Annotated in this window: 22 protein-coding genes; 13 read left to right on the forward strand and 9 right to left on the reverse strand. The window is 69.6% G+C overall.

What is annotated here, in order from left to right; genetic code table 11:
• Position 1: 1 nt before the first annotated feature.
• Positions 2-676 carry a phosphonatase-like hydrolase gene (locus LBW94_RS17820; RefSeq protein ID WP_225057507.1) on the reverse strand — a complete coding sequence of 225 codons (675 nt, stop codon included), beginning with the start codon at positions 674-676 and terminating at the stop codon, positions 2-4.
• Between the two features lie 11 nt (positions 677-687).
• Complete coding sequence (locus LBW94_RS17825) at positions 688-1,803, reverse strand: TIGR03364 family FAD-dependent oxidoreductase (protein ID WP_225057506.1); 1,116 nt, start codon at positions 1,801-1,803, stop codon at positions 688-690.
• A 119-nt stretch (positions 1,804-1,922) separates the two neighbouring features.
• Here LBW94_RS17825 and LBW94_RS17830 point away from each other — a divergent pair, with 119 nt between their 5' ends.
• Positions 1,923-2,633, forward strand: a complete 711-nt coding sequence (locus LBW94_RS17830) for a GntR family transcriptional regulator (protein WP_225057505.1) — start codon at positions 1,923-1,925, stop codon at positions 2,631-2,633.
• Positions 2,634-3,029: 396 nt separating this feature from the next.
• Here the strand turns inward: LBW94_RS17830 and LBW94_RS17835 are convergent, their stop codons facing one another.
• A complete protein-coding gene (locus LBW94_RS17835; RefSeq protein ID WP_225057504.1) occupies positions 3,030-3,476 on the reverse strand; it encodes a hypothetical protein in 447 nt (148 codons plus the stop codon).
• Positions 3,477-3,912: 436 nt separating this feature from the next.
• Between LBW94_RS17835 and LBW94_RS17840 the strand changes: the two genes are divergently transcribed.
• Positions 3,913-4,308, forward strand: coding sequence for a DUF302 domain-containing protein (locus tag LBW94_RS17840; RefSeq protein ID WP_225057503.1), 396 nt, complete (start codon positions 3,913-3,915; stop codon positions 4,306-4,308).
• A 110-nt stretch (positions 4,309-4,418) separates the two neighbouring features.
• Here LBW94_RS17840 and LBW94_RS17845 read toward each other — a convergent pair whose 3' ends face one another.
• Positions 4,419-7,403: an IPT/TIG domain-containing protein gene (locus LBW94_RS17845; protein ID WP_266271401.1), complete on the reverse strand. Its 2,985-nt coding sequence runs from the start codon at positions 7,401-7,403 to the stop codon at positions 4,419-4,421.
• A gap of 485 nt (positions 7,404-7,888) precedes the next feature.
• Between LBW94_RS17845 and LBW94_RS17850 the strand changes: the two genes are divergently transcribed.
• Positions 7,889-8,878 (forward strand): hypothetical protein, encoded by a 990-nt coding sequence (locus tag LBW94_RS17850; RefSeq protein ID WP_225057268.1) that lies wholly within the window; start codon positions 7,889-7,891, stop codon positions 8,876-8,878.
• 18 nt (positions 8,879-8,896) lie between these two features.
• Here the strand turns inward: LBW94_RS17850 and LBW94_RS17855 are convergent, their stop codons facing one another.
• The gene (locus LBW94_RS17855) at positions 8,897-9,904 is read right to left on the reverse strand and encodes an LLM class flavin-dependent oxidoreductase (protein WP_225057288.1); all 1,008 of its coding nucleotides are present in this window, start codon (positions 9,902-9,904) and stop codon (positions 8,897-8,899) included.
• Between the two features lie 352 nt (positions 9,905-10,256).
• Here LBW94_RS17855 and LBW94_RS17860 point away from each other — a divergent pair, with 352 nt between their 5' ends.
• Positions 10,257-11,144: an aromatic prenyltransferase gene (locus LBW94_RS17860; protein ID WP_225057267.1), complete on the forward strand. Its 888-nt coding sequence runs from the start codon at positions 10,257-10,259 to the stop codon at positions 11,142-11,144.
• Positions 11,145-11,312: 168 nt separating this feature from the next.
• On the forward strand, positions 11,313-13,091 hold the full coding sequence (locus LBW94_RS17865) for a DUF1003 domain-containing protein (RefSeq protein WP_225057266.1): 1,779 nt from the start codon (positions 11,313-11,315) through the stop codon (positions 13,089-13,091).
• 93 nt (positions 13,092-13,184) lie between these two features.
• On the opposite strand, the gene LBW94_RS17870 is transcribed toward LBW94_RS17865, so the two are convergent.
• On the reverse strand, positions 13,185-13,505 hold the full coding sequence (locus tag LBW94_RS17870) for a hypothetical protein (protein WP_225057265.1): 321 nt from the start codon (positions 13,503-13,505) through the stop codon (positions 13,185-13,187).
• A gap of 31 nt (positions 13,506-13,536) precedes the next feature.
• Here LBW94_RS17870 and LBW94_RS17875 point away from each other — a divergent pair, with 31 nt between their 5' ends.
• Both LBW94_RS17875 and LBW94_RS17880 read left to right on the forward strand, forming a co-directional pair.
• A complete protein-coding gene (locus tag LBW94_RS17875) occupies positions 13,537-13,857 on the forward strand; it encodes a VOC family protein (protein ID WP_225057264.1) in 321 nt (106 codons plus the stop codon).
• A gap of 54 nt (positions 13,858-13,911) precedes the next feature.
• Positions 13,912-14,379, forward strand: coding sequence for a hypothetical protein (locus tag LBW94_RS17880; RefSeq protein WP_225057263.1), 468 nt, complete (start codon positions 13,912-13,914; stop codon positions 14,377-14,379).
• Positions 14,380-14,446: 67 nt separating this feature from the next.
• Here the strand turns inward: LBW94_RS17880 and LBW94_RS17885 are convergent, their stop codons facing one another.
• Positions 14,447-16,075, reverse strand: coding sequence for a thiamine pyrophosphate-binding protein (locus LBW94_RS17885; protein WP_225057262.1), 1,629 nt, complete (start codon positions 16,073-16,075; stop codon positions 14,447-14,449).
• Positions 16,076-16,360: 285 nt separating this feature from the next.
• Here LBW94_RS17885 and map point away from each other — a divergent pair, with 285 nt between their 5' ends.
• The 3 genes from map to LBW94_RS17900 all read left to right on the forward strand — a co-directional run bounded on the left by map (position 16,361) and on the right by LBW94_RS17900 (position 19,510).
• Positions 16,361-17,224 (forward strand): type I methionyl aminopeptidase, encoded by an 864-nt coding sequence (gene map, locus LBW94_RS17890; RefSeq protein ID WP_225057261.1) that lies wholly within the window; start codon positions 16,361-16,363, stop codon positions 17,222-17,224.
• 7 nt (positions 17,225-17,231) lie between these two features.
• Positions 17,232-18,746, forward strand: a complete 1,515-nt coding sequence (locus LBW94_RS17895; RefSeq protein ID WP_225057260.1) for a cobyric acid synthase — start codon at positions 17,232-17,234, stop codon at positions 18,744-18,746.
• A 200-nt stretch (positions 18,747-18,946) separates the two neighbouring features.
• Positions 18,947-19,510: an alpha/beta hydrolase gene (locus LBW94_RS17900; RefSeq protein WP_225057259.1), complete on the forward strand. Its 564-nt coding sequence runs from the start codon at positions 18,947-18,949 to the stop codon at positions 19,508-19,510.
• 170 nt (positions 19,511-19,680) lie between these two features.
• Here the strand turns inward: LBW94_RS17900 and LBW94_RS17905 are convergent, their stop codons facing one another.
• Positions 19,681-20,724 carry an alpha/beta hydrolase gene (locus LBW94_RS17905; protein WP_225057258.1) on the reverse strand — a complete coding sequence of 348 codons (1,044 nt, stop codon included), beginning with the start codon at positions 20,722-20,724 and terminating at the stop codon, positions 19,681-19,683.
• Positions 20,725-20,955: 231 nt separating this feature from the next.
• Between LBW94_RS17905 and mqo the strand changes: the two genes are divergently transcribed.
• Both mqo and LBW94_RS17915 read left to right on the forward strand, forming a co-directional pair.
• Positions 20,956-22,473: a malate dehydrogenase (quinone) gene (gene mqo, locus LBW94_RS17910; protein ID WP_225057257.1), complete on the forward strand. Its 1,518-nt coding sequence runs from the start codon at positions 20,956-20,958 to the stop codon at positions 22,471-22,473.
• Between the two features lie 23 nt (positions 22,474-22,496).
• A complete protein-coding gene (locus LBW94_RS17915) occupies positions 22,497-22,946 on the forward strand; it encodes a GNAT family N-acetyltransferase (RefSeq protein WP_225057256.1) in 450 nt (149 codons plus the stop codon).
• A gap of 65 nt (positions 22,947-23,011) precedes the next feature.
• Here the strand turns inward: LBW94_RS17915 and LBW94_RS17920 are convergent, their stop codons facing one another.
• Positions 23,012-23,629 carry an NAD(P)-dependent oxidoreductase gene (locus LBW94_RS17920; protein ID WP_225057255.1) on the reverse strand — a complete coding sequence of 206 codons (618 nt, stop codon included), beginning with the start codon at positions 23,627-23,629 and terminating at the stop codon, positions 23,012-23,014.
• Between the two features lie 64 nt (positions 23,630-23,693).
• Here LBW94_RS17920 and LBW94_RS17925 point away from each other — a divergent pair, with 64 nt between their 5' ends.
• Positions 23,694-24,056, forward strand: a complete 363-nt coding sequence (locus LBW94_RS17925; protein ID WP_225057254.1) for a winged helix-turn-helix transcriptional regulator — start codon at positions 23,694-23,696, stop codon at positions 24,054-24,056.
• Positions 24,057-24,091 lie beyond the last annotated feature (35 nt).

Genomic DNA, 24,091 nt, shown 5'->3' on the forward strand with positions numbered 1-24,091 from the left:
CTCAGGCGAGGATCAGCTCGGCGAATTCGACGACCGACGGCACCACATGGGTGGCGCCGGCCGCCAGCAGTTGTTCCTCGGTGTGCGCGCCGGTGCGGGTCCCGGCGACGATGCGGGCGCCGGCGGCCAGGCCGGTGCCGATGTCGCTGGCGGTATCACCCAGCACCGCAACCCGATCCACGGCGTCGATGCGCAGCCGCAGCACTGCGGTGAGCACCAGGTCCGGATAGGGGCGGCCGCGGCCGGCGTCGGCGGGGGACAGGGCCAGATCGGCCAGCTCGCCCCAGCCCACCGCTGCCAGCAGCCGGTCCCGGGTGTCCGGGCTGAAGCCGGTGGTCAGCGCCACCTTCACCCCGGCCGCCCGCAGCCGCGTGATCGCCTCCGCCGCACCGGGAATCGGCCGCGCCGCGGTGGCGAACTCGTCGTAGGCGGCCTCGAAGGCGCGATTGGCCCGCTGCGCGCGGTCCTCGTCGCCGAACAGCGTGCGGAACACGCTGATCTTGGACTGCCCCATGGTGTCGCGGACGTAGCGGTCGGCGGCCGCGCGCTCGGGACCGTCGGCCGAGAGGCCCGCGGCGGTCGCGGCGGCGTCGAAGGCGCGCAGCACCAGCCCGTCGTCGGCGATGGTGGTACCCGCCAGGTCCAGCACGGCCAGCTCGATCTTCTTCTCGGACAATGGATCTCCCTTCACAGGCCGAGCAGTTCGGCGGTTTCCTCGCCGAGTGCGGGGCCGAGGGTCATGCCGCGCCCGCCGGGCCCGGTGATCACCCAGGTGTGGTCGTCCGCGCGGGCGCGGGTGACCAGCGCGTCCGGGTCGGTGCTCTGGCTGTAGACCCCGGCCCAGCGCCGCACCACCTGGGGCAGCTTGCGGCCGAGCAGTTCCTCCGCCACCGCCGTCAGGTGCTCGTAGGGCGCCTCGTCGACGTCGAAGGCGAACGGCTCGTCGTATTCGTGGGTGTCGCCCAGGGTCAGACCGCCGTGCAGCCGCTGCACGCAGAGCAGCTGCATGCGGTGCCGGGCCGCGGTGAACGGCTGCGCCTCTTCGCGATTCAGATGATCGAGCGCGGGTCCGGCGAAGGCGGGGTAGTAGCGGAAACTGTCGCCGTCGGCGACGGCGGTGGGTAGCGGTTCGCCCAGTGGCGCGGTCTGCATCATCTGCAACCGCACCCGGCGCACCGGGAGGTCGCCGACCAGTTCACGGGTCAGCCCGCCGTGCGCCGCGCCCGGGCAGAGCAGCACCAGATCGGCCTCGAAGCGACGGCCGTGGTCGTCGGTCACGGTGCCGTCGGCGACGTCGCGCGCCTCGGCGCCCGCGTGGAAGGTGTAGCGGCCGGTCGCCGCCAGATACGCCCGCAGCGCCGGCAGCGCCTGCCGCGACTCCACCGCGGCATCGGTCGAACAGTGCAGGCCGGCAAGGAATTTCCCGCGCAGTGCGGGATTGCGCGCGCGCACCCGGTCGGCGTCGAGCAGTTCGAAGCCGCGCGCCTCGGCATCCGGTGCGGCAGCGGCCGCCTCGGCGACGGCGAGTTCGGCATCGGTGCGTACCAGCGTGATCGAGCCGGCGGGCCGGAAGCCGACGCCGGGCACCCGGCCGCCGATCTCCTCCCACAGCTGCCGCGAGCGCAGGGTGAACTCCAGTTCGCCGCGACTGCGGCCGGACACCCAGACCAGCCCGAAGTTGCGCACGGTGGCCCCTCGGGCCTCGGCCTCGCGCTCGAGCTGGACCACCTCGTGCCCGCGGCGGACCGCCGCCAGGGCGTGTGCGGTGCCGAGAATGCCACCTCCGATGATGACCAAACGCATGCGAGAATCATGGGTAATGGTCTAGACCGGTGGGTGTTTCCCATGGAAACGCCGGGTTAATAATTGGTATAGACCAATGATTGGTACGCTGTCGCCATGGACGCAACGCAGGTGGCCACGTGAGCGGCGCCGGACACCGGGTGTCCAAGGCCTATCGGGTGCGCACCGAGATCGAGGTCATCCTCGGCGAATTGGCCGAGGGCGACCCCGTGCCGTCGGAACGCGATCTGGCCGCCCGGTTCGAGGTGGCCCGGGAGACGGTCCGGCAGGCCCTGCGAGATCTGCTGGTGGAGGGCAGAATTCGCCGCCAGGGCCGGGGCACCGTGGTGTCGCGTCCGAAGATGGTGCAGCCGTTGTCGTTGCGCTCCTACACCGAGGCCGCCCTGAGCCACGGCCGGCTGCCCGGCCGCCTGCTGGTGTCCTGGGACGACGTCCCCGCCGACGCCGACACCGCCACCGGTCTCGGCCTCGCCCCCGGCACCCCGGTGATGCAGCTGGAACGGGTGCTGCTCGCCGACGGCGAGAAGATCGGCCTGGAGAGCACCTTCCTCCGACTGGACCGATTCGCCGGTCTGCGAACCGATTACGACCCCACCACCTCCCTGTACGCCGCCATCCACGCCGCCGGGGTCACCTTCGGCAAGGCCACCGAACGCCTCGAGACCGTGCTCGCCTCGCCACGCGAGGCCGCCCTGCTGGAGTGCACGACCGCACTGCCGATGCTGTTGCTGCACCGGCACACCACCGACAGCGCCGGCGCCCCACTGGAACGCGTCCGCTCGCTGTATCGCGGCGACCGCATCGCCTTCGAGGCCGTACTGCGCGAATGAGGCGGCGGCTGCGGCGCACCCGGTGATTCGAGGCTCGAAAACGGCGGTGGCGCCACAGCTCTCGATCTCGCCGCCGGACAGGATCGCGACCGCCCGCCGCGGCGGCAGCACCGGCGGGCCCTGCGAGAATCACGTTCGGTCCCGGCCCGGCGCCGGATCGAGGATCTTCAGCGCGTCGCGGCGCGGCAGTCGTGGATGCTCGGCCGGATAGCCGACACCCATCCCGCCGGCCCCGACCCGGCGCGGGATGCGGTACCCGGCGAATACTTCGCCGGGCTGTCATTCCGACAACTCCACGGCCGTGACCTCCCGGTCCAGGACGATACCGGAGCGCCACCGGCGCGGACACCCGCGACGATCCGGATCACCGCGAATCAGAGTGCGGCCGAAGGGAATTCACTGCAATGCGAAGTCGTCCTGGGACAGGCGCAGAAAATGGTCGCCCGCGCTGCACGACAGATAGTCGGTGGTACTGGTGCACGTGATCTGTCCGACCGTGGTGCTGGCGCCGTACGGCAGCACCGGCAGGCTCGGATCCATCGTGGTGTCACCGGCGCAGGTGAACCGGGCGGCCGTGGTGACCGACATGCTCACCGCGTGCCCGAATCCGGAGGGGCCGCAACCGCCGGCGGGGCGCGGCGGCGCGGTGAACCGGTAGTGCTGGATGTCGCAGCGCACGTCGGTATCGTCGCTGATCATGCAGGAGATATTGCCCGACGGCGCCTGGAACCAGTTGTAAGAATATTGCGGCGCATCCGGACTCGCGCTCGCCGTGCCCGCGAAACCGATCGCCGTCACCATCGCGGCCACCGCCACCAGCAGCGCCCTGATCTTCCCCGTCATGATTCCTCCGTTTTCCCTCGGGCCCGCGCTCATCCTGGCGCGAAACCCTTTCCGGGAACTTACCTGCGGATTTCCCTGTGGGAACAGATAATCCGCTCGAAGAAATCGCCGGGAAGCGGAGACGACCGTGCGATGGTTCCCCACGGAAGCGCCGGAACGCATCACCCGCTTGCGCGGCGGTGGATCCGGATACGCTGCGGCAGGTCCGGCTACCCGCGATCACCGCCGACGGGCCGGATCGTGCAGCCGGACGGAGCGGGCCGGGCCTGGTCCGGGGCACCGTCGGCGCGGACGCGCCGAGTCCGGACGAGTCGCGCGGCCGGGCACCCGCCGGCGGCTATGCTCGGCTCCCGACACGATCCACCCCACCCGGTGTTCACCGCACTCCGGATGGACCACCGGCCGCCTCCTATGCTGCGGGAAAGGACCGATCGCCATGGATTCGGCACTGTCCACCACCTTGCGCACCTCGTTCGAGGATGCGGTCCGGCGAACTCGGGAAGCGCTGGCGGAGCAGGGGTTCGGCATTCTGACCGAGATCGATGTGAAAGCCACCATGCACGCGAAACTGGGTGCGGAGCTGGACGACTACCTCATCCTCGGCGCGTGCAACCCCCCGCTGGCACTGCGCGCCGTGACCGCCGACCCCGGAATCGGGCTGCTGCTGCCCTGCAATGTGGTCGTCCGCGCGGCGGGCGACGGCACCGTCGTCGTCGACGCCATGGACCCCACCATGATGAGCCGATTCAGTGCGGCCCCCGAGATCCCGGACATCGCCGCAGTGGCCACCGGGAAACTGGCGGCCGCCATCGCGACGCTCACCTCCGGCTGAGTGCCCGATCCGCACTGGCGACGAACAGCGTTCCGACGATCCGCGACCGCGACGCGACGGGGCCGCCGGGAGGCATATCGCCCACCGGCGGCCCAGCCGCTCCTCGGGGGTCAGACGTAGGTGTAGGCGATTCCGTTACTGGTTCCGCCCGCCGTGGTGACGGTGACCGACACCGTTCCCGCCGCCTCGGCCGGAGCAACGGCCGTGATCTGCGTGTCGCTGTCGACCGAGAACGAGGTCGCCGGTGTACCACCGAAACTCACCGCGGTCGCACCCGTCAGGGCCGTCCCGGTGAGGGTGACGGTGGTTCCGCCGGCCGTCGTTCCCGACGAGGGGCTGACCGAGGTCAGGGTGGGAATCCCCGCGTAGGTGAACGAGACACCGTCGACCGTGCCACCTGCGGTCGTGACGGTGACCAGCACCGTCCCGGCGGTCCCGACGGGGGTGACCGCCGTGATCTGGGTATCGGAAACGACAGTGAACGACGTCGCCGGTGTGGCACCGATATTCACCGCGGTGGCGCCGGTCAGGCCCGTCCCGGTGAGCGTGACCGTCGTCCCGCCTGCCACCGGCCCCGATCCGGGTGCGATGGCGGTCAAGGTGGGAACCGCGGCGTAGGTGAACGGGACGCCGTTGCTGGTGCCGCCCGCCGTGGTGACGGTGACCGACACCGCTCCGGCCGTGTGGGCGGGAGTGATCGCCGTGATCTGGGTCGGGGAGTCGACGGCGAACGAGGCCGCGGGTGTGCCGCCGAAATTCACCGCGGTGGCGCCGGTGAGGCCTGTCCCGGTGAGCGTGACCACCGTCCCGCCGGTCACCGGCCCCGCGTTCGGTGCCACCCCGGTCAAGGTGGGAACCGTGGCATAGGTGAAGGAGACGCCGTTACCGGTGCCACCCACGGTGGTCACGGTGACCAGCACCGTACCGGCGGTGCCGGCGGGTGTGACCGCCGTGATCTGCGTCGCCGAGTCGACGGTGAACGAGGCCGCGGGTGTGCCACCGAAGCTGACCGCGGTGGCGCCGGTCAGGGCCGTCCCGGTCAGGACCACGGTCGTCCCGCCGGTCACCGGTCCCGACGGGGGTGCGATGGCGGTCAGGGTGGGAACCGCGGCGTAGGTGAACGGGACGCCGTTGCTGGTGCCGCCCGCCGTGGTGACGGTGACCGACACGGTGCCGGCCGCCCCGGCGGGTGCGACCGCCGTGATCTGGGTGGCGGAATTGACGAGGAACGACGTCGCGGGTGTGCCACCGAAACTCACCGCCGTGGCGCCGGTCAGGCCCGTTCCGGTCAGGACGACGGTCGTCCCGCCGGTCACCGGTCCCGCGGTGGGAGCGATGCTGGTCAGGGTCGGAACCACCACGTAGGTGAAGGAGACACTGTTGCTGGTGCCGCCCGCGGTGGTGACCGTGACCGGCACCGTCCCCGCCGCTCCGGCCGGGGTGACGGCGGTGATCTGGGTGGCGGAGTTCACGGTGAACGACGCCGCGGGTGTGCCACCGAAACTCACCGCCGTGGCGCCGGTCAGGCCCGTTCCGGTCAGGACGACGGTCGTCCCGCCGGTCACCGGTCCCGCGGCGGGAACGATGCTGATGAGGGTGGGAATCGCGGCGTAGGTGAAGGAGACACTGTTGCTGGTGCCGCCCGCGGTGGTGACGGTGACCGGTACCGTGCCGGCTACCCCGGCGGGGGTGACGGCGGTGATCTGGGTGGCGGAGTTCACGGTGAACGACGCCGCGGGTGTGCCACCGAAACTCACCGCCGTGGCGCCGGTCAGGCCCGTTCCGGTCAGGACGACGGTCGTCCCGCCGGTCACCGGTCCCGCGGTGGGAACGATGCTGGTCAGGGTGGGAATCGCGACGTAGGTGAACGGGACGCCGTTGCTGGTGCCGCCCGGAGTGCTGACGGTGACCAGCACCGTCCCCACGGACTCCGCGGGGGTGACGGCGGTGATCTGGGTGGGGGAGTTCACCGTGAACGACGCCGCGGGAATGCCACCGAAACTGACCGTGGTGGCGCCGGTCAGGGCCGTTCCGGTCAGGACGACGGTCGTCCCGCCGGTCACCGGTCCCGAGGAGGGTGCGATGGCGGTCAGGGTGGGAATCGCGGCATAGCTGAACGGGACGCCGTTGCTGGTGCCACCCGGAGTGGTGACGGTGACCGACACCGTCCCCACCGACCCCGCCGGGGTGATGGCGGTGATCTGGGTGGGGGAGTTCACCGTGAACGACGTCGCCGGTGTGCCACCGAAACTCACCGCGGTCGCACCGGTCAGGCCCGTCCCGGTCAGGGTCACCGTGAGCCCGCCCGACACCGGTCCCGCGGCGGGTGTGACGGCGGTCAGGGTGGGAACCGCGAAGTAGGTGAACAGGACTCCGTTGCTGGTGCCACCCGGAGTGGTGACGGTGACCGACACCGGCCCCGCCGACCCGGCCGGGGATACGGCGGTGATTCGGGTGGCGGAGTTCACCGTGAACGAAGCCGCCGGTGTGCCACCGAAACTCACCGCGGTCGCACCGGTCAGCGCCGTCCCGGTGAGAATGACGGTCGTCCCGCCGGTCACCGGCCCGTCGTTCGGCACCACCGTCGTCAGGGTGGGAACCGCGATGTAGGTGAAACCGACGGCATTGCTGGTGCCACCCGCGGTGGTGACGGTGACTTGTACGGTTCCCGCCGTACCGGCGGGTGTCACGGCCGTGATCTGCGTCGCCGAATTGACGGTGAACGAAGCTGCCGGGATGCCACCGAAACTCACCGCGGTGGCGCCGGTCAGCGCGGTGCCGGTGAGCACGACCGTCGTCCCGCCGGTCACAGGACCAGAACGGGGCGCGATGCCGGCGAGGGTGGGGGCCGCGACATAGGTGTAGGGAACGCTGTTACTGATCCCCGTGAGGCCGCTGACGGTGACCTGCACCGTACCGGGCCATCCCGGCGGCACGACAGCCGTGATCCGGGTCGCGGAATTGACTACGAATATCGCCGGGAGGACACCGAAATTCACCAGGAGAGTTCCGGTGAACCCGGTCCCGGTGATCGTGACATTCGTACCCCCTGCGGTGGGGCCCGAGGTCGGCGAGAGAGAGGTGATGGTAGGCATCGGAGTGGGTCTCCTCTTGCTGTTGTGATGACGATTCGTTGCTGCACTGGTGGTTGTCCGGTTGTGTCAGTGGGCCCGCTGCTTCCAGTAACGCCCCGAGATCGGTGGTCCGGCAATATGTCTGCCGGTTCGCTTTTGTTCGTCTTCGATTCCGCTTCGGGCGCAGTGCAGATGACCCCATCCATGGCTGCCGCGGCTTCGAAACCACTGTGCGGTAGCGGTATCGACCGGCACACTTCCCTGTCGCCGGGCAAGTCCGTCGCGGCAACACGTTCGGCCGTCGTTGTGGCGCCGGCGGCCGGGCAATGTGAAAACGAACGAAAACGGATCGGAGATACGTTGCCCTGCAAATGGATAGCGGGGGTTAATGGAACGAGTGGATCATTGATTCGGTCGGGCGACCGACCGATGCGGGAGCAGGGACACCATTGCGGCAGCGGAGGCAGCGCCATCAGCGGTAGGTGCCGGGGTAAGGAGGTCTTGTGATGGCTACCGTTCTGCGGATGCTGCTGGCGGAACAGCATCTCACGAACCATTCCGATTTTCTGGCTGCCTACGACAGATGCGCCGCGCAACTCGTCCCCCCGATCCCACCCGGCTACGGGCCGGCGAAAACGCAGTTCTATCAATGGCTTTCGGGCAGAATGGTCGGCCTCCCCCGTGGCTACCATTGCCGGGTGCTGGTCAAGATGTTCCCGAGCTGGACCGTCGAGCGATTGTTTCAGGCAGCAGAGGGTGCCTCGGTCGACGCTCGGGTGCGCGAGCCGGGGCTCCTCGCATCGGACTTCGAGCTCGGAGCATTCCTCGGAGCCGAAGTGATCGCCGGTGGGATTACGCTCGTGTACCCGACCTTCGAGCTACCACTCCAACCCGCACCGGCGCCCTCGGCGGCCGAGGTTCCCCGCCGGTGCACATTCGGCAGGAAGGTGCGCGCATTAGCGGCCGACCGTCACTCGGATGTGCTGACGGCCCTGCCGGAGACGGAATTCCGTGCATTGTTGTATGTGTTCATGTCGCTGCAGCACCACACCGGGATTCCGATCGATATTCGCAGCGATCGGTATGTCGTCGCGCACAGTGACCGTTCGTGCATCAGCTTCGGACTGATGAGCAACGACTGCACCCGTATGTACTGCGAGGGTGTCGATCGTCCGCTGTTCACCGTCAACGGCAGTGCGCGTTTCACGCAATTGGAGTTGACTGACGGTAGCCGGTACGACCCGAGCGGAGAGCGCGATATCGGCGTCGTCGCACGGGTGCGACCGAGCCCGGATCTGCACCCCGACCGATACTGGATATTCTGTGCGGGCCTGGGCCCCCGGGGCGCCACCGGGGCGAGTCGCTACCTGGCCGACTCCTGGAGCCCGCTCCAGCGGCGTGTCGGCGATCGTGAGTTCGTGGCAGTGCTCGGCGTCGACATGGACTCCGATGATACGGTCCGCTTGGAGCATCTGCTGATCGAATCGGAATCCTGACCGCGGCGCCGACCCCGATCACCGGACGAGCGGCGCCACCTTGCTGCCGAGCAGGTCGATGGTGTGCAACACCTTGTCGTGCGGCAGCGTGCCCACGCTCGGATGCAGCATGAACCGGTCCAGGCCGAGGGTGTCGCGGATGTCCGCGATCTTCTCCGCGACCTGGTCGGGATTGCCGAGGAACAGCGATCCGCCGGGCCCGCGCATCCCGTCGAATTGTCCGGGCGTCATCGGACTCCATCCCCGTTCCCGGCCCAGCCCGCTCATCGCCGCCGCATACGGTGCGTAGAAGTCGGCGACCGCCTGCTCCTCGGTGTCGGCGACATATCCGTGGGCGTGCACCGCGATCGGCTGTGGCCCGTGCCCGCCCTGCTCGAGGGCGCGGTGATACAGATCCACCAGCGGCCGGAACCGGGCCGGCTGCCCGCCGATGATCGCGATCGCCAGCGGCAGGCCCAGCAGTCCCGCCCGCGCCACGGACTCCGGACTGCCGCCGACGGCGATCCAGACGGGCAGCGGCCGGTCGGTGCGCGGATGGACGACGGCATCCCGCAAGGGCGCCCGGAACTGCCCGGACCAGGTCACCGGCTCGTCCGCGCGCAGCCGCAGCAGCAGGGCCAGCTTCTCGTCGAACAGGGCGTCGTAGTCGCCGAGGTCGAAACCGAACAACGGGAACGACTCGACGAACGACCCGCGCCCGGCCATGAGCTCCGCGCGCCCGCTGGACAGCAGGTCCAGGGTGGCGAACTGCTGATACAACCGGACCGGATCGTCGGAGCTGAGCACGCTGACCGCGCTGGTCAGCTGGATGCGTTCGGTGCGCCCGGCGATCGTCGCGAGCACCATCGCCGGCGCGGAGGCCGCGAAATCCTCTCGATGATGTTCGCCGACGCCGTAGACGTCGAGTCCGGCCTGTTCGGCCGCGACCGCCTCGGCCACCACCTCCCGCAACCGCTCGCCCGCATTCGGCGCGGGCCGGTCACCGACGGCATGCCGCTCGGCGAAGGTGGTCAGTCCCAGTTCCATGTGGTCGCCTCGATCCATCGCTGCACCTGTTCGTGTCGCCCGAGAAAACGGACCGCGGTCCGAATTTGTTCCGCACCTGCCCGCGGCATTATGGCAGCCGGTCGCCGAACCGCGTGGGGTACCGTGGTGCCGGCAGTCCGGCGGGTGGGGATCCGATCACCACACCCGATCCGCCGACCGCGGTGCCCGGCCACTGAGGTGCCGGATCGCGGCGGTTTCCGCCGAAGGGGTGCGGCGTCGTCGATCGCCGAAATATCCGGGCCGGGGTATCTAGGCTGGGGAGGGAATCGGCTTCCGAGGGCAATCGGCCGGCTGTGGTCGCGGGGGCCGATGGGATACGAGGTGACCCAACATGGGCATTCCTGTCGCGACCACACTCGATCGGCTCCGGCACGATCTGCGGGTCTACGCGGAGTTGTGCGATGCACCCTACGACGACGCGGTCGTGGATCCGGTGCTGGAGATTTTCGCGGACGCGTGGGCCAATTCGGTGGTCGGGGTGCGGACCACCACACACGCCGTGCCGGAGCGGCAGGTCAATGCCCGGGTGCAATATCCCGGTCCGGCAACCGAACTCGTCGGGCGGCTGCGGGCGGCGGGGTTCGTGGAGTACATCGGGCATCCGATGGAGGCGCTGCTGGACGAGATCGTGGCGATGCCGGTGGCGGGGGCGGTCGATCTGGCGCTCGGCAGCGGGGTGCAGAAGGTGTGGTTCGTGCTCGGGCGGACGCTGCCCGTCGACGAGGCGCTGCGGCTGCCCGGCATTCCGGACGCCGCCCGGGGGCATGCGGAGCACCTGAACCGCTACGGTGGCGAGGTCGGGATCATCGCGCTCGACTTCGCGGCGCGGACGATGAATCTGTACTCCCAGGTGCTCATGCCGGAGGTGATCGGCGCGGCCGATATCGTCACGATGCTCGACGATCTCGGCATGACGCCGCCCGGCGCGGCCGAACTCGCTGTGTTCGCAGGCACGTTCAACGTGTATCGGACCTTCTCCTGGGATTCGCCGCGGATGGTCCGGATCTGCTTCCCGCGGCGGGTGGAATCCGCGACACTGCCCGGCGATCTGCACCCGGTACTGGCCGCCTTCGCCACCGGACCGGTGGCCGCACCGGACCGCCGGCACACGGTCTACGCCGCCTACGGGCCCGCGGACCGGTACTACAAGATCCAGACCGAGTACACCTCGACGGCCGCCGCCGCGTTCCCGGGCGGAGCCGCACCCCGAATTCGTTGAGCGGGAGCGGGAAAGACGCGACCGCGCACGGTGATTCGCGAAACCACAGGTGGTTTCGCTGTGCGGAGGATTGGGGTCGCCGGACGCGGTTATGCCTGCTGTGCGGCGCCGGAACGGTCCGGCGCCGGATCCAGTGAGGCGTTTCGTGATCAGTGCTGCGGTAAGGCAATGGAATTGAGTGGGGCCGGGGACGGGGGTGAACAGCAGGTTCCGGTGCGCGTGGAGCGGCGGATCGGGTGGAACGACACCATCGCGGCCGTGCTGACCCAGCGGGTGGGTTCGATGACGGCGCTGTATGTGGCGCTGGTGATCGTCGGCGGCTGGACGATACTGGCGATCTGGGGGCCGTTGCGGGCGGTGGATCCGTATCCGTTCAAGTTCCTGTTGTTCCTGGACAACATCGTCCAGTTGGTGCTGTGCCTGGTGATCCTGGTCGGGCAGCGGGTGCTCAGCGTGGCCGCCGACCGGCGGGCGGTGCAGACCTACGAGAACACCGAGGCGGTCTTCGACGAGGTGGCGCGGTTGCAGACGCATCTGGACCGGCACGACCGGATGCTCAGCCGCGGCGTGAGCATGCTGGAGAGCAGCCCGCACCCGTGGATCGAGCGGCACCGCGTGCAACCGCCGCCGCAGGCCCGCGACCACGCGATCGGCCTCAACGACCGGATCGCGGCCTGGCTGACCCAGCGGCTGGGCAGCGTGTGGACCTTCTATCTGGCCGCCGTCACCCAGTTGCTGTGGATGATGCTGGCGGAGTTCGGGATTCAGCGCTTCGATCCGTATCCGTTCGCCTTCATGACCTTCCTGTCGACGCTCGCCCAGCTGATCTTCATGATCGTGATCATGGTCGGCCAGGACGTGCTGGACCGGACCGGGGACCGCCGCGCCGAGCAGACCTTCCTGGATGCCGAGGCGATCCTGTACGAGTGCCGGCGCATGCAGGCCCGGCTGACCGCGCAGGACCGGGTCATCGACAGCCTCACCGGATATATGACCACCCAGGTGACCGAGCAGCTGGCGCAGGCGGTGCACGCCACCGAGGAACGGGTGGACCATCAGGCCCGGGTGCACGCCGTCATGACCACCGGCGCGGTGCCGGAGCGGGCGGAGGCGTTGCGCGAGTGGGTCGATCTGCCGGAGGAACGCAAGCGGTCCTATCGCGTGCAGGCCCGCCGCCTCGGGGAGAACCTGACGGTGGTCGGCTGCGTGATGATGCCCGCCGGTGATCCGGCGCTGGACGCCGTGCTCGAGGAAGCCGAGGTCAAGGTGCTGGCCCGGCTGGAATACGAACGCCGGATGGCCGACAAGACCATGCAGCGCGCCCGGTATTCCCCCGGTCGCCGCGACCGGGACGACGCGCAGCCACTGCCCTGGGACGAACTGCCCGACCTGGCCCGGATCAAATACCTCCAGGCCGCGCGGTTGATACCGGAGATGTTGGCGCGCGCGGGTTTTCAGGTGTTGCGCCGCGACCACGCCGGTCCCACCGAGGCCGACTTCACCGCCGCGCAGTGGGCGACCCTGCATCGGGCGCTGATGGCCGCCGGGATCGTGGTGGCGCTCGACGAGGACGGCGCGGACTACGCGGAGATCACCGCGCTGATCAACGCGGTGCGGCAGGTCAGCCTCACCCATCCCAGCCGGTTCCTGCGCGAACTCACCGCCACCTCGGTGTTCGACACCACACTGCGGGCGGACACCAGCTATGCCGACTACGAAGGGCCCGCGCTGACGGCGATCCGGTCCGCGACCGCCATCGTCGCCGACTGCGCGCCGGACGAACTCGCCGGTTTCCGGGCCTTGCTGATCCAGATCGCCGAGACCGTGGCCGAGACCGCGGGTGACGGACTGTTCGGCGTCGATGCCCGGCCCGACGGGGGCGCCGCGGTGCTCGCCGTCACCGCCGTGCGGCAGGCGGCCGGGCTGGTGGATCACACCGCCGCGTAGGGCCGGGACATGCGTTTTCCGGTGCCGCCCCGCGGTGCGCGCATATCCGCCGGAGTCCACCGGCGGCCGGGCGCATCGGGTCGTGGTGCGCGATCACGGCTCGGTCAGTGTCGACGGTGTCGTCGCGAGGCGTAGCCAGGTCCCGTACAGCCACTGCTGGTACGTGTCCGGGTCCCAGCCGAGGGTCCGGACGATGAGGTTGTAGGTCTCGGCCTGCCCGAGCGGGCCGGCCGTGGAGATGATCCACTCCAGGTCGGCGTCGGGATGCAGCAGGCCGTCGGCGTGCATTCGCCGCCAGAGGTCGGCGATGTTCTCGTGCGTGCCCTGCCGTCCCGCCTGGGCGGCCCGGGCGATCAGGGGTTCGCCGGCTTCGGCCGCCACCCCGACCGCGATCAGCGGCCCGGCCCGCTCCAACAGTTCCCGGGCGCACGAACAGGGCGTCCTGATGGGCGTCAGCCTGCGCCACCCGGCGGGTGGTCCACTGCTCGGCCTCCGGATTGATCGCGAAAAGGCGCTTGCGGCAGCGGGTTTCGACTACTTCTCGATCGCGGTGCCGGACCGCGGCGCCCTGGAAGCCCTTGCGGCGCCTCTGGATGCCCTCGGTGAGACCCATGCCGGTGTGCATTCCGCCACTCTCGGCTGGATCCTGCCCGGGTTGCACGATCCCGACGGACACGAGATCCGTTTCTACACCGGCGAATCCCACACCGAAATCGGCGACCACTCGCTGACCGTCGATGCCCGGCCGGGCCCGGATCACCGGTGAATCGGCAGCGCCCCCTCGGAAACCGACGCTCACGACCCATCCTCAGGAGTGACCATGTTCTCCCACTCGACACGCGCACTGTTCGCCGGACTGTTCGTGCTCGGCACGACGGCTGCCCTCGGTCTCGCCGGGACCGCCACCGCTGCGGCCGTGCCGCCCAGTTCGGTTGACCTCCAATCCGATTGGGACATGTATCAACGCCCGTCCGGTACCACCGGCGATCCGCTCGGCTTCCACGTCACGGTCACCTGGCACGAGACGAATGCGGCGAACACGATCGTGTCGTTCAACGGATTCGCGGACTCGCTGACCGGCCGCGGCAAGATCGAGCCCGGCGAGGGCCACATCCAGGGCCGGTCGATCGGCTTCACCATCCACTGGTCGGAGGGGAAAACCGGTGTCTACCAAGGCAGCTGGTTCGACGACGGCTACCTGCGCGGTACCACCCGCGAGGACGGTACGGGCCGGACCGCCGAATGGTGGAGCCGGTACGACGACTGGAGCCTGACGCCGGCCCACTGACCGATCCGCCGGCCGGGCGCGGTCCTGCGGTCGGTGGACCGCCGGGCCGTACCGGCCGGGCATCGGGTCAGTGCCCGAATGCCTCTTGTAGCCACCAGGATCCGGTGTCGGAGACCACCTTCGCGTCGACGACCATCGGTCGGCGTGGGCCGCCGTCGAGCCAGGTCCTCACCCCGGCCAGATCCGCGCGGGACCGCACGGTCAGCGCGTGGCAGCCGAAACCCCGTGCGACGGCGGCGATATCGGTGTCCGGGAAGGTGACATTGGCGAGATCCTCGCCGTGGGTGAAGTGATGCACCTCGGCCCCGTACTGGGCGTCGTCGTAGACCACCACCAGCAGCGGCAGCCCGAGCCGCACCGCCGTGTCGAGTTCGGAGATGCCCATCATGAAACCGCCGTCACCGCAGCCTGCCACCGGCAACCGGTCGGGTTGCGCGAGTGCCGCCCCGATCGCCGTGGCCAGTCCCAGGCCCACCGACTGGAACGCCTGGGTGAAGCAGAAGGCGAATTCGTCGGGCACGTCCAGATACATGCTCGGATAGCCGAGGAAGTTGCCGGAATCCACCGACACCACCCGCTCCTTCGGCAGCAGCCGATCCAGTTCCGCCGACAGCACCCGCGGGTCGATCCGGTCCGCGGTCCCGGCATCCTCGAAAGGCACGTCGTTCCAGCGCTTCTCGGTGCGAATCCGCGCGGCGACCGCGGCCGTCCGATAGCCCGCATCGCCGCGCGCCGCCAGCAGATCGGCTGTCGCCGCGGCGGTTTCGGTGACCCCGCCCCACAGGCCGAGGTCGATCGGGCGGGTGCGGCCCAGGGCCTTCGGGTCGATGTCGACCTGTACGACCGTCGCGTCGGGACCGACCAGTGTGCCGTGCCGCATCGTCCACATGTTCAGGGCGCAACCCCAGCCGACGAGGAGGTCGGCCCCGGCGATCAGTTCCGCCGCCAGCGGGGTGGAGAAACCACCGGAGACGTCGATGTCCCAGTCGTGGCCCCGGAACATGCCGCGCGACACCGCCGAGGTCGCCAGCAGCGCGCCGGACAGGTCGGCCAGCCGCGCGATCGCCTGCTTGCCGCCGGCCGCGCGGGCGCCGCGCCCGGCTACGAACACCGGTCGCCGCGCCGCCGTGAGCAGATCGGCGAACCGGGCGATATCGGCGGCGGCCGGTTGCGGCCGGTGCACGACGACCTCGGCGGCGACCTCCTGATCGTCCGGCAGCACCTCGTCCTGTACGTCGATCGGCACGTTGAGCACCACCGTGCGGCCCTGCGCGCACAGCCGGAACGCGCGCGTCACCTCCGCGATCGCGGAGCGCGGCGAGCGCACCCGCACCGCTTCGGCGCCCAGACCGCGTGCGATGCCCGCCTGATCGATGAAGAAGTTCGAGGTCGGCGTGGTGGCCTCGGCGGTCACCACCAGCAGCGGCGTCCTCGACTTGCTCGCCTCCGTGACACCGGTCAGCGCATTGGTGTACCCGCAGCCCTGATGCAGCGACAGCACCGCCACCTCACCGCTCATCCGGGCGTACCCGTCGGCCATACCGGCCGCCCCGCCCTCGTGCCGGGCCGCGACGAAGCGGCCGCCCGCGCCGGTGAACGCATTGGTGTAGTGGAAGTTCCCGCTGCCGACCACGCCGAAGGCGACGCGCGCACCCAGGTCGAAGAGGGTCTGCCCGATGGCGTCACGTACGTACATCAGAGTCCTTTCCGGGCCGCGCTGCTCGCGGCGGCAGTTGTGCCGGATGCTGCGGCCGGGCGGCCGGAGCCGCGACGACCGCCACAGCAGACAGCTCGACCCATCGTCCAACACGGCGAGCGCGGTCGCCGGTACCGCCGCGGGACGGTCGTACCGGCGTCGGCGGTCGAGCACGGTCCGCCGTACCGGAGACGGAATGTCTGGGCGGTCGACGAGCGGCGGCGGCGCGGCGTCCTCCCCGGTATGGCAGGAACCACTCAGCGGGGTCCGGATATTCTGGTCCACATGTCTGTCCGCACCCGCAAGCCGCTCGTCCCCGGAATCCTCTCGCCGACCCGCGAGGTACCGCGGTCGATCGAGCGGCCCGAGTACGCATGGAAGAAGACCGCCGACGAGGGCCGGGAGCCGTGGGTGCAGACCGCGGAGACCATCGACAAGATGCGGATCGCGAGCAAGATCGCGGCGCAGGCGCTCGAAGCGGCGGGCAAGGCGGTCGCACCCGGCGTCACCACCGACGAACTGGACCGGATCGCGCACGAGTACATGTGCGATCACGGTGCCTACCCGTCGACGCTGGGTTACAAGGGTTTTCCCAAGTCCTGCTGCACCTCGCTGAACGAGGTGATCTGCCACGGCATTCCGGACTCGACGGTGATCGAGGACGGGGACATCGTCAACATCGACGTCACCGCCTACATCCACGGGGTGCACGGCGACACCAACGCCACCTTCCTCGCCGGTGACGTCGACGAGGAGGCCCGGCTGCTGGTGGAGCGCACCCGCGAGGCCACCATGCGGGCCGTCAAGGCGGTGCGGCCGGGCCGGGCGCTGAACGTGATCGGCCGGGTCATCGAGTCCTATGCCAACCGGTTCGGCTACGGCGTGGTCCGCGACTTCACCGGGCACGGCGTGGGCCCCACCTTCCACAGCGGGCTGGTGATCCTGCACTACGACCAGCCCGCCGTCGAATCGGTCATCGAACCCGGCATGACCTTCACCATCGAGCCGATGATCAACCTCGGCGGCATCGACTACGAGATCTGGGACGACGGCTGGACCGTGGTCACCAAGGACCGCAAGTGGACCGCGCAATTCGAGCACACCCTGGTGGTCACCGACGAAGGTGCCGAGATCCTGACGCTGCCGTGAGCGGCCGGTGAAAGGCGCGCTGCTGGTCGCCGGGACCACCTCCGACGCCGGTAAGAGCGTCGTGACGGCCGGTATCTGCCGGTTGCTGGCCCGGCAGGGGGTGCGGGTCGCGCCGTTCAAGGCGCAGAACATGTCCAACAATTCGGTGGTGACGCTCGACGGCGGCGAGATCGGGCGGGCCCAGGCGTTGCAGGCGCAGGCGTGCGGGCTGGCGCCCAGCGTGCGCTTCAACCCGGTGCTGTTGAAGCCGGGCAGCGATCGGCGGTCCCAGTTGGTGGTGCGCGGCGTCGCGATCGACACCGTCGGCGCCCGGGACTACTTCCGGCACCGCACCCGGCTGCGGGAACTCGTGGCCGCCGAACTGGCTTCGCTGCGTGCCGAATTCGATGTGGTGATCTGCGAAGGGGCGGGCTCGCCGGCGGAGATCAACCTGCGCGAGACCGATCTGGCCAACATGGGACTGGCACAGGCGGGGGAGCTGCCGGTATTGCTGGTCGGCGACATCGATCGCGGCGGCGTGCTGGCCCACCTGTTCGGCACCGTCGCCATCCTGGACCCGGCCGACCAGCGGCTGATCGCCGGATTCCTGATCAACAAGTTCCGCGGCGACGTGGACCTGCTCACCCCCGGCCTGGACCGGCTCACCGAGCTGACCGGCCGCCCCACCCTCGGCGTCTTGCCGTACGCCGACGAACTCTGGATCGACGCGGAGGATTCGCTCGGCACCGTCGCCGACGCGCCGGTGGGCCGGCCCCGGCCGCCGGTCGGCACCGACTGGCTGACCGTCGCGGCGGTCCGGTTGCCGCGCATCTCCAATTCCACCGATGTGGAGGCGCTGGCCTGTGAGCCGGGCGTCGCGGTGCGCTGGGTAACCGATCCGTCCCGGCTCGCCGATGCCGACCTGGTAGTGCTGCCCGGTTCCAAATCCACGGTCGGCGATCTGGAATGGTTGCGCCGCACCGGAATCGCGGCCGCCGTCGCCGATCGCGCCGCCGCGGGCCGCCCGATCCTGGCCGTGTGCGGCGGCTACCAGATGCTGGCCCGCCGCATCCGCGACGAGGTCGAATCCGGTGCGGGCGAGGTCGCCGGGCTGGGCCTGCTCGACCTGGACATCGAATTCGCGGCCGCGAAGACCCTGTGCCGCAGCAGCGGTGACGCCGGCGCAATCCCGGTGCACGGCTACGAGATCCACCACGGCCGGGTACTGCACAGCGGCGACCCGAGCTGGCTGCGATTGACGACGGGCCCCGAAGGCAGTGTCCGCCAGGCTGTCTGGGGCACCCACCTGCACGGCCTGATGGAGTCCGACGCTTTCCGGCGGGCCTGGCTGCGCGAGGTCGCGGCCGCCGCCGGTCGAACCGGATTCGTTGTCGCCGAGGATGTTTCGGTGGCCGCCGTGCGCGCTGCCCAGCTGGACCTGCTCGCCGACCTGATCGAGAAGTACGTGGACACCGACCGGCTCACCCGGCTGATCGAGTCCGGCGCTCCGGCCGGGCTGCCGACGCTCACCGTCGGGCACTGAGCGGGCTCGGTGGCCGGGGTGGCGGTGGCCGTCCGGCTGGACATGGCCGGAATCTCACCGATGTCCGGGATGTGAGATATTCGCAGACCCGTTGCCCGTCGACGGGCTCGGTACCCGCCGGAAACAGCGTGATCGCGCTCGCTGTGGCGGTGGACTCTTCGGGTACTTCCCACCGTTGGGGCCGTGTACCGTGGGGCGGCATGGAAACTCGGCGGATCGCGGTCGGTGACCGCAGCTGGACGGTGCGCATCGATGGGCCGCAGTCGCGGCACACCGTGGTGTTACTGCCGGATCCGGCCGATGCGGAGGACGCCTTCGACCGGGTGATCGCCCGCCTGCACAACTCCGAACTGCGGACGGTCACCTTCGAGACCGTCGAGGGGCTGGACGCCACCACCGGTTACGCGCTGCTCGATCAGCTGGACGCGCCCTGGGCGGTGCTGGTCGGCAACGGCGCCGGCGCCGAGGTGGCCTGGCAGCTGGCCGCGCGCGGCTACGGCCGGTTCATCGGGATGGTCGCCATCGGCCGCGGCCATCCGGCCCTGGCCGACGCCGAGGGCACGGTTTCCGACGCGAGCTGCCCGGCGGTCGAGATCTCCACCACGGTCGTCGCCACCAAACGCCTGCCGCGCGCACTCGCCGACGGCTGCATGCGCTACGTCTACGGCGAATTCCGCATCGCCGAACTCGACACCGCCGACCCACTGGCCGAGGCCGACCACGAACTGGCCACCGAGATCGTGCTCCGCACCGGCCGCTGGTGACCACCCCTCGGCGCTGAACCGCGCCGCCGTCTCGGCTGCCTGCCGACCCGCACCGGAGCCCGGCCGAGGTGCCCGGCTGCGGCCGGGCCGGGATGCCGCACTGCCTTCGGCCGGGCCGGCTCGACGGCCGTCCGGCCGAGTCCGCAGCGCCGCCGCCTCGGCCCGGTTCCTCACCCCGCAGTCGCGCTGCTCCCGTGACCGTGCAACCAGTCCAGCCAGGCGTCCAGTTCGGCGAACGCGTGCTTGCGGACGGGGGCCGAGGACAGGAACACGTCGTGGCGGGCGCCCTCGATCGGCACGATGGTGGTGCGCTGTCCCAGGCAGCCGGACCAGCGCTGGATCTGCCGCACGTCCAGGACGGTGTCCGAGACGTCGGCGGCGGGACCGTAGCGCCGCATGAACGTCGTCAGTTTCGAGCGCAGGATCAGCGCCGGCACCCCGACATCGAGCCCGCGGTGCAACCGGGCGTGCCCCTGCCGGATGGCGCGCAGCCAGCCGAAGTGCACCGGATAGCCGGTCAGCGGCTTCCAGTCGAGGTTGTAGTCCCACTCGCCGGACGCGCTGTGGTGCAGGCTGGCGCCGTAGGTGCTGACCCCGGCGCTGGGCATCCGCGACATCGCGCGCACCCGGCCCAGCCCGTTGATCGCGACGGTGCCGACGTGCCGGTAGAACTTCGGGCCCTGGAGGTCGAACCACGGGCTGTTCAGCGCCAGACCGCTGACACCCTGTGCGGCAACCCCTTCGGCGCGCTCCAGCCGGTCCAGCCACAGCGGCAGCACCAGCCCGCCGGTCGAATGCGCGTTCAGCAGAACCGGCAGCCCGGTCTCGGCGCGGATCAGCGCCAGCGCCCGGTTCAGTTCCTCGTCGTAGAGGGCGAGATCGCTCACATAGTGCGGTGTCTGCCCCGCCCGCTGCGAGCGACCGCATTTCCGCAGGTCCAGGGCATAGAACCGGTAGCCGCGCGCGGCGAAGTGCTCGGCCAGGTGCTTCTGGAAGAAGTAATCGGTGAATCCGTGCACGTACAGCACGGCGCCACGGGGCTGGGGGACCGGTTCGGTGTGGCGGATCAGCGTGGCCACGACGGCGCTCTCACCGTCCGGATCGGGTCCGAGGGGGAGGGTGAGCTGCTGGTAGCCCTCGCCCAGCACGTCCGGCTGCCAGCTGTCCGACTGCGCGGGTTCCGGCGGTGTGGCGGCCGGCGTCTCGTTCGTCACAGGCCCCAGCCTATTCGACCCGCTCAGCGGCGTCGCGCCGGTGCTGATTCGGTCACATCCTGCGCATCCGTTTTCGGAAACAGGCATCGCAAGGGGCACAATTGGGTTGAAGTGAACGGCGGGTAACCTCATTCCCGCCCGTCGCCGTCGGCGATCGGTGACGCACTACACCACCCCCAGTCGGTGCGCCTCGTGGGGCGGACCGCGCAGGACAAGGAAGTCGAAGTACCCGTGCCGAACGCTGCGAAGACCGAAAAGACCGATGTTGTTCTCATCGGCGCCGGCATCATGAGTGCCACCCTGGGCGCCCTGCTGCGGCAGGTGCAGCCGGACTGGTCGATCACCCTGTTCGAGCGGATCGACGCGCCCGCTCCCGAGAGCAGCGACCCGTGGAACAACGCCGGTACCGGCCACTCCGCGCTGTGTGAGCTGAACTACACCCCGCAGAACGCCGACGGTTCGGTGGACATCACCAAGGCCGTCGACATCAACGAGCGGTTCCAGGTGTCGCGGCAGTTCTGGGCCTACGCGGTGGAGAACGGTGTGCTCGGTGATCCGAGCCAGTTCATCAACCCGATCCCGCACGTGAGCTTCTGCCACGGCGCCGACGGTGCCGACTACCTGCGCAAGCGCTACGACGCACTCGCAGGGCACCCGTTGTTCGAGGGCATGCAGTTCATCGACGACCGCGACGAGTTCACCCGGCGGCTGCCGCTGATGGGCAAGGGTCGCGACTTCTCCGAGCCGGTCGCGCTGAACTGGAGCGACAAGGGCACCGACATCGACTTCGGCTCGCTGACCCGGCAGTTGCTGGCGTACCTGGGTGGCTCCGGTGTCGACATCGCCTTCGGCACCGAGGTCCGCAATCTGGACAAGCAGTCCGACGGCAGCTGGAACGTCAAGGTGCGCAACACCCGTAACGGCAGCACCCGCACGGTGAACGCGAAGTTCGTGTTCGTCGGCGCCGGCGGCTACGCGCTGCCGCTGTTGCAGAAGGCCGGCATCAAGGAGCTGAGCGGTATCGGCGGCTTCCCGGTCAGCGGGCTGTTCCTGCGCTGCACCGATCCCGCGCTGGTGTCCAGGCACGAGGCGAAGGTGTACGGCAAGGCCGCCGTCGGCGCGCCGCCGATGTCGGTGCCGCACCTGGACACCCGCGTCATCCGCGGCAATCGCGGTCTGCTGTTCGGTCCCTACGCGGGCTGGACCCCGAAATTCCTCAAGGACGGCAAGAACTCCGACCTGTTCAAGTCGGTGAAGCCCAACAATCTGTTCTCCATGCTCGGCGTCGGTGTCACCGAGCTGAGCCTGACCAAGTACCTGGTCTCCGAACTGCTGAAGTCGCCGGCCGGCCGGGTCGACTCGCTGAAGGAATTCGTACCGCGCGCCGATGGGCACGACTGGGAACTGATCACCGCCGGTCAGCGCGTACAGGTCATCCGGCGCAAGGGTGCGGGCGGCGTGCTGGAATTCGGCACCGCCGTGATCACCGCGGACGACGGCTCGATCGCGGGCCTGCTCGGCGCCTCGCCGGGCGCCTCCACCTGTGTCAGCGCCATGCTGGACGTGATGCAGCGCTGCTTCCCACAGCAGTACGCGAACTGGACCCCCACCCTGAAGACCATCGTCCCCTCGCTGGGCACCAAGCTGACGGACAATCAGCCGCTGTTCCAGGAGGTCTGGGACTGGACCGAGAAGTCGTTGCGGCTGACCGACAAATCGCCGAAGCTCGCGGATGCCGCGCGGCATTGAGCGATATGTGATAGCAAGACTCGATGATGTCAACGGTTGCGCTCAGACGGTCGTGGGCGGCGGATCTGGACACCGCCACGCTGTACAGGCTGTTGAAGCTGCGGGTCCAAGTCTTCGTGGTCGAACAGAAATGTGCCTATCCGGAATTGGACGGCCGGGATCTGCTCGCGGAGACGCGGCACTTCTGGCTGGACGACGAGGGTGAGATCATCGGCACCCTGCGTCTGCTGGAGGAGCACGACAACGGTGTGAAGTCGTTCCGCATCGGCCGGCTGTGCACCACGCCGTCCGCGCGCGGCCACGGCTACACCACCCGGCTGCTGCAAGCGGCGCTGGCCGAGATCGGTTCGGGCACAGTCCGTTTGAACGCACAGACCTATCTCGTCGAGATGTACACCAAGCACGGGTTCAAGCCCGACGGCGACGAGTACGAAGAGGACGGCATCCCGCACCTGCCGATGCGGCGCGGCTGAGACGCACACGGTCCCGCAACCGAATTCGGTTGCGGGACCGTTCTTTCTGCGATGGCGCTCGGCGGTCAGACCGCTATGGTTCCGGTGACGCCGGTGTAAGTGCGACCGAGCCCGGGCTTTTCGATCTCGTCCAGCACCGCGTGCGCGAAATCCGGATAGGTGATCCGCAGGTCCGCATCGGCCGCCGCGGACCGGTAGCCGCCGATCGGCTCGCCGGTGTGATCGAAATCGCCCGCGGGCGCGAGTACCGTCCATTCCAGCGCGGTCTCCCGCAGCCGATCGGTCCCCGCCGCGTGGCCGAGATAGAACGCGCGGTACTCGTTCGGATAGCCGGGAGTGTCGCGCAGCAGCACCCCGTCGGCGGTCGGCAGATTCGAGGCCAATCCGACCGCGAGCAGTCGCGCCACCCCCGCATCCGGCAGGGCCGTCGCGAGCGCGGCGGCCGCCGTCGCGAAGAAGTCCGGATCGGTGAGGTCGACGGCGGCGTGCACGGCCACGTCGTGACCTGCCGCCAGCCTCGCCACGGCCGCCGCATCGGTCACGTCGCCCGCGACCACGTCCAGATCCGGATACCGGCCCGGATCGCGTACCACCCCGGTCACACTGTGCCCGCGTGCGACGGCTGCCGCCGCGATGGTGCGCCCGGCCCGCCCACCCGCCCCGAAAACGATGATCTCTGCCATGCCGGCGACGGTAACCACGCCGCGGGTATCCCTGCGGATACCTCGATCCGGCTACCCTGGCGGGATGCCCCCGCTGGACCCGCAGATGTTCGACGACCTGTGCCCGTCGACGTTGTCGCCCATCCGCATCGGCGACAAATGGGGCGCGCTACTGGTCCGCTGCCTCGAATCCGGCCCGCGCCGCTACTCCGAACTGCGAATCCCGTTGGCGCGCATCACCCCCAAGGTGATGACCCAATCGCTGCGCATCCTGGAACAGCGCGGTTTCGTCGCCCGCGAGATCGACGGCCGCCGCGTCACCTACGCCCTCACCCCGCTGGGCCGCAGCCTGCTCGAGCCGCTGAATGCCCTGTGCGCGTGGACCGATGAGCACTGGACCGAACTGGTCGACGCCTACGACCCGGACACCGCGGCGCTGGGGGCGTGAGGGGCAGTTCCGCGAGGTCGCGGGCCATGTGATTC

The sequence above is a fragment of the Nocardia sp. alder85J genome, from assembly GCF_020176955.2.
Classification (GTDB): domain Bacteria; phylum Actinomycetota; class Actinomycetes; order Mycobacteriales; family Mycobacteriaceae; genus Nocardia.

Bases quoted from the DNA above. Each gene is read 5' to 3' on its own strand.
- LBW94_RS17825 (WP_225057506.1), bottom strand. From the start codon at position 1,803: ATGCGTTTGGTCATCATCGGAGGTGGCATTCTCGGCACCGCACACGCC.
- LBW94_RS17835 (WP_225057504.1), bottom strand. From the start codon at position 3,476: ATGACGGGGAAGATCAGGGCGCTGCTGGTGGCGGTGGCCGCGATGGTG.
- LBW94_RS17840 (WP_225057503.1), top strand. From the start codon at position 3,913: ATGGATTCGGCACTGTCCACCACCTTGCGCACCTCGTTCGAGGATGCG.
- LBW94_RS17845 (WP_266271401.1), bottom strand. From the start codon at position 7,403: ATGCCTACCATCACCTCTCTCTCGCCGACCTCGGGCCCCACCGCAGGG.
- LBW94_RS17850 (WP_225057268.1), top strand. From the start codon at position 7,889: ATGGCTACCGTTCTGCGGATGCTGCTGGCGGAACAGCATCTCACGAAC.
- LBW94_RS17855 (WP_225057288.1), bottom strand. From the start codon at position 9,904: ATGGAACTGGGACTGACCACCTTCGCCGAGCGGCATGCCGTCGGTGAC.
- LBW94_RS17860 (WP_225057267.1), top strand. From the start codon at position 10,257: ATGGGCATTCCTGTCGCGACCACACTCGATCGGCTCCGGCACGATCTG.
- LBW94_RS17865 (WP_225057266.1), top strand. From the start codon at position 11,313: ATGGAATTGAGTGGGGCCGGGGACGGGGGTGAACAGCAGGTTCCGGTG.
- LBW94_RS17875 (WP_225057264.1), top strand. From the start codon at position 13,537: ATGGGCGTCAGCCTGCGCCACCCGGCGGGTGGTCCACTGCTCGGCCTC.
- LBW94_RS17880 (WP_225057263.1), top strand. From the start codon at position 13,912: ATGTTCTCCCACTCGACACGCGCACTGTTCGCCGGACTGTTCGTGCTC.
- LBW94_RS17885 (WP_225057262.1), bottom strand. From the start codon at position 16,075: ATGTACGTACGTGACGCCATCGGGCAGACCCTCTTCGACCTGGGTGCG.
- map (WP_225057261.1), top strand. From the start codon at position 16,361: ATGTCTGTCCGCACCCGCAAGCCGCTCGTCCCCGGAATCCTCTCGCCG.
- LBW94_RS17900 (WP_225057259.1), top strand. From the start codon at position 18,947: ATGGAAACTCGGCGGATCGCGGTCGGTGACCGCAGCTGGACGGTGCGC.
- LBW94_RS17915 (WP_225057256.1), top strand. From the start codon at position 22,497: ATGATGTCAACGGTTGCGCTCAGACGGTCGTGGGCGGCGGATCTGGAC.
- LBW94_RS17920 (WP_225057255.1), bottom strand. From the start codon at position 23,629: ATGGCAGAGATCATCGTTTTCGGGGCGGGTGGGCGGGCCGGGCGCACC.
- LBW94_RS17925 (WP_225057254.1), top strand. From the start codon at position 23,694: ATGCCCCCGCTGGACCCGCAGATGTTCGACGACCTGTGCCCGTCGACG.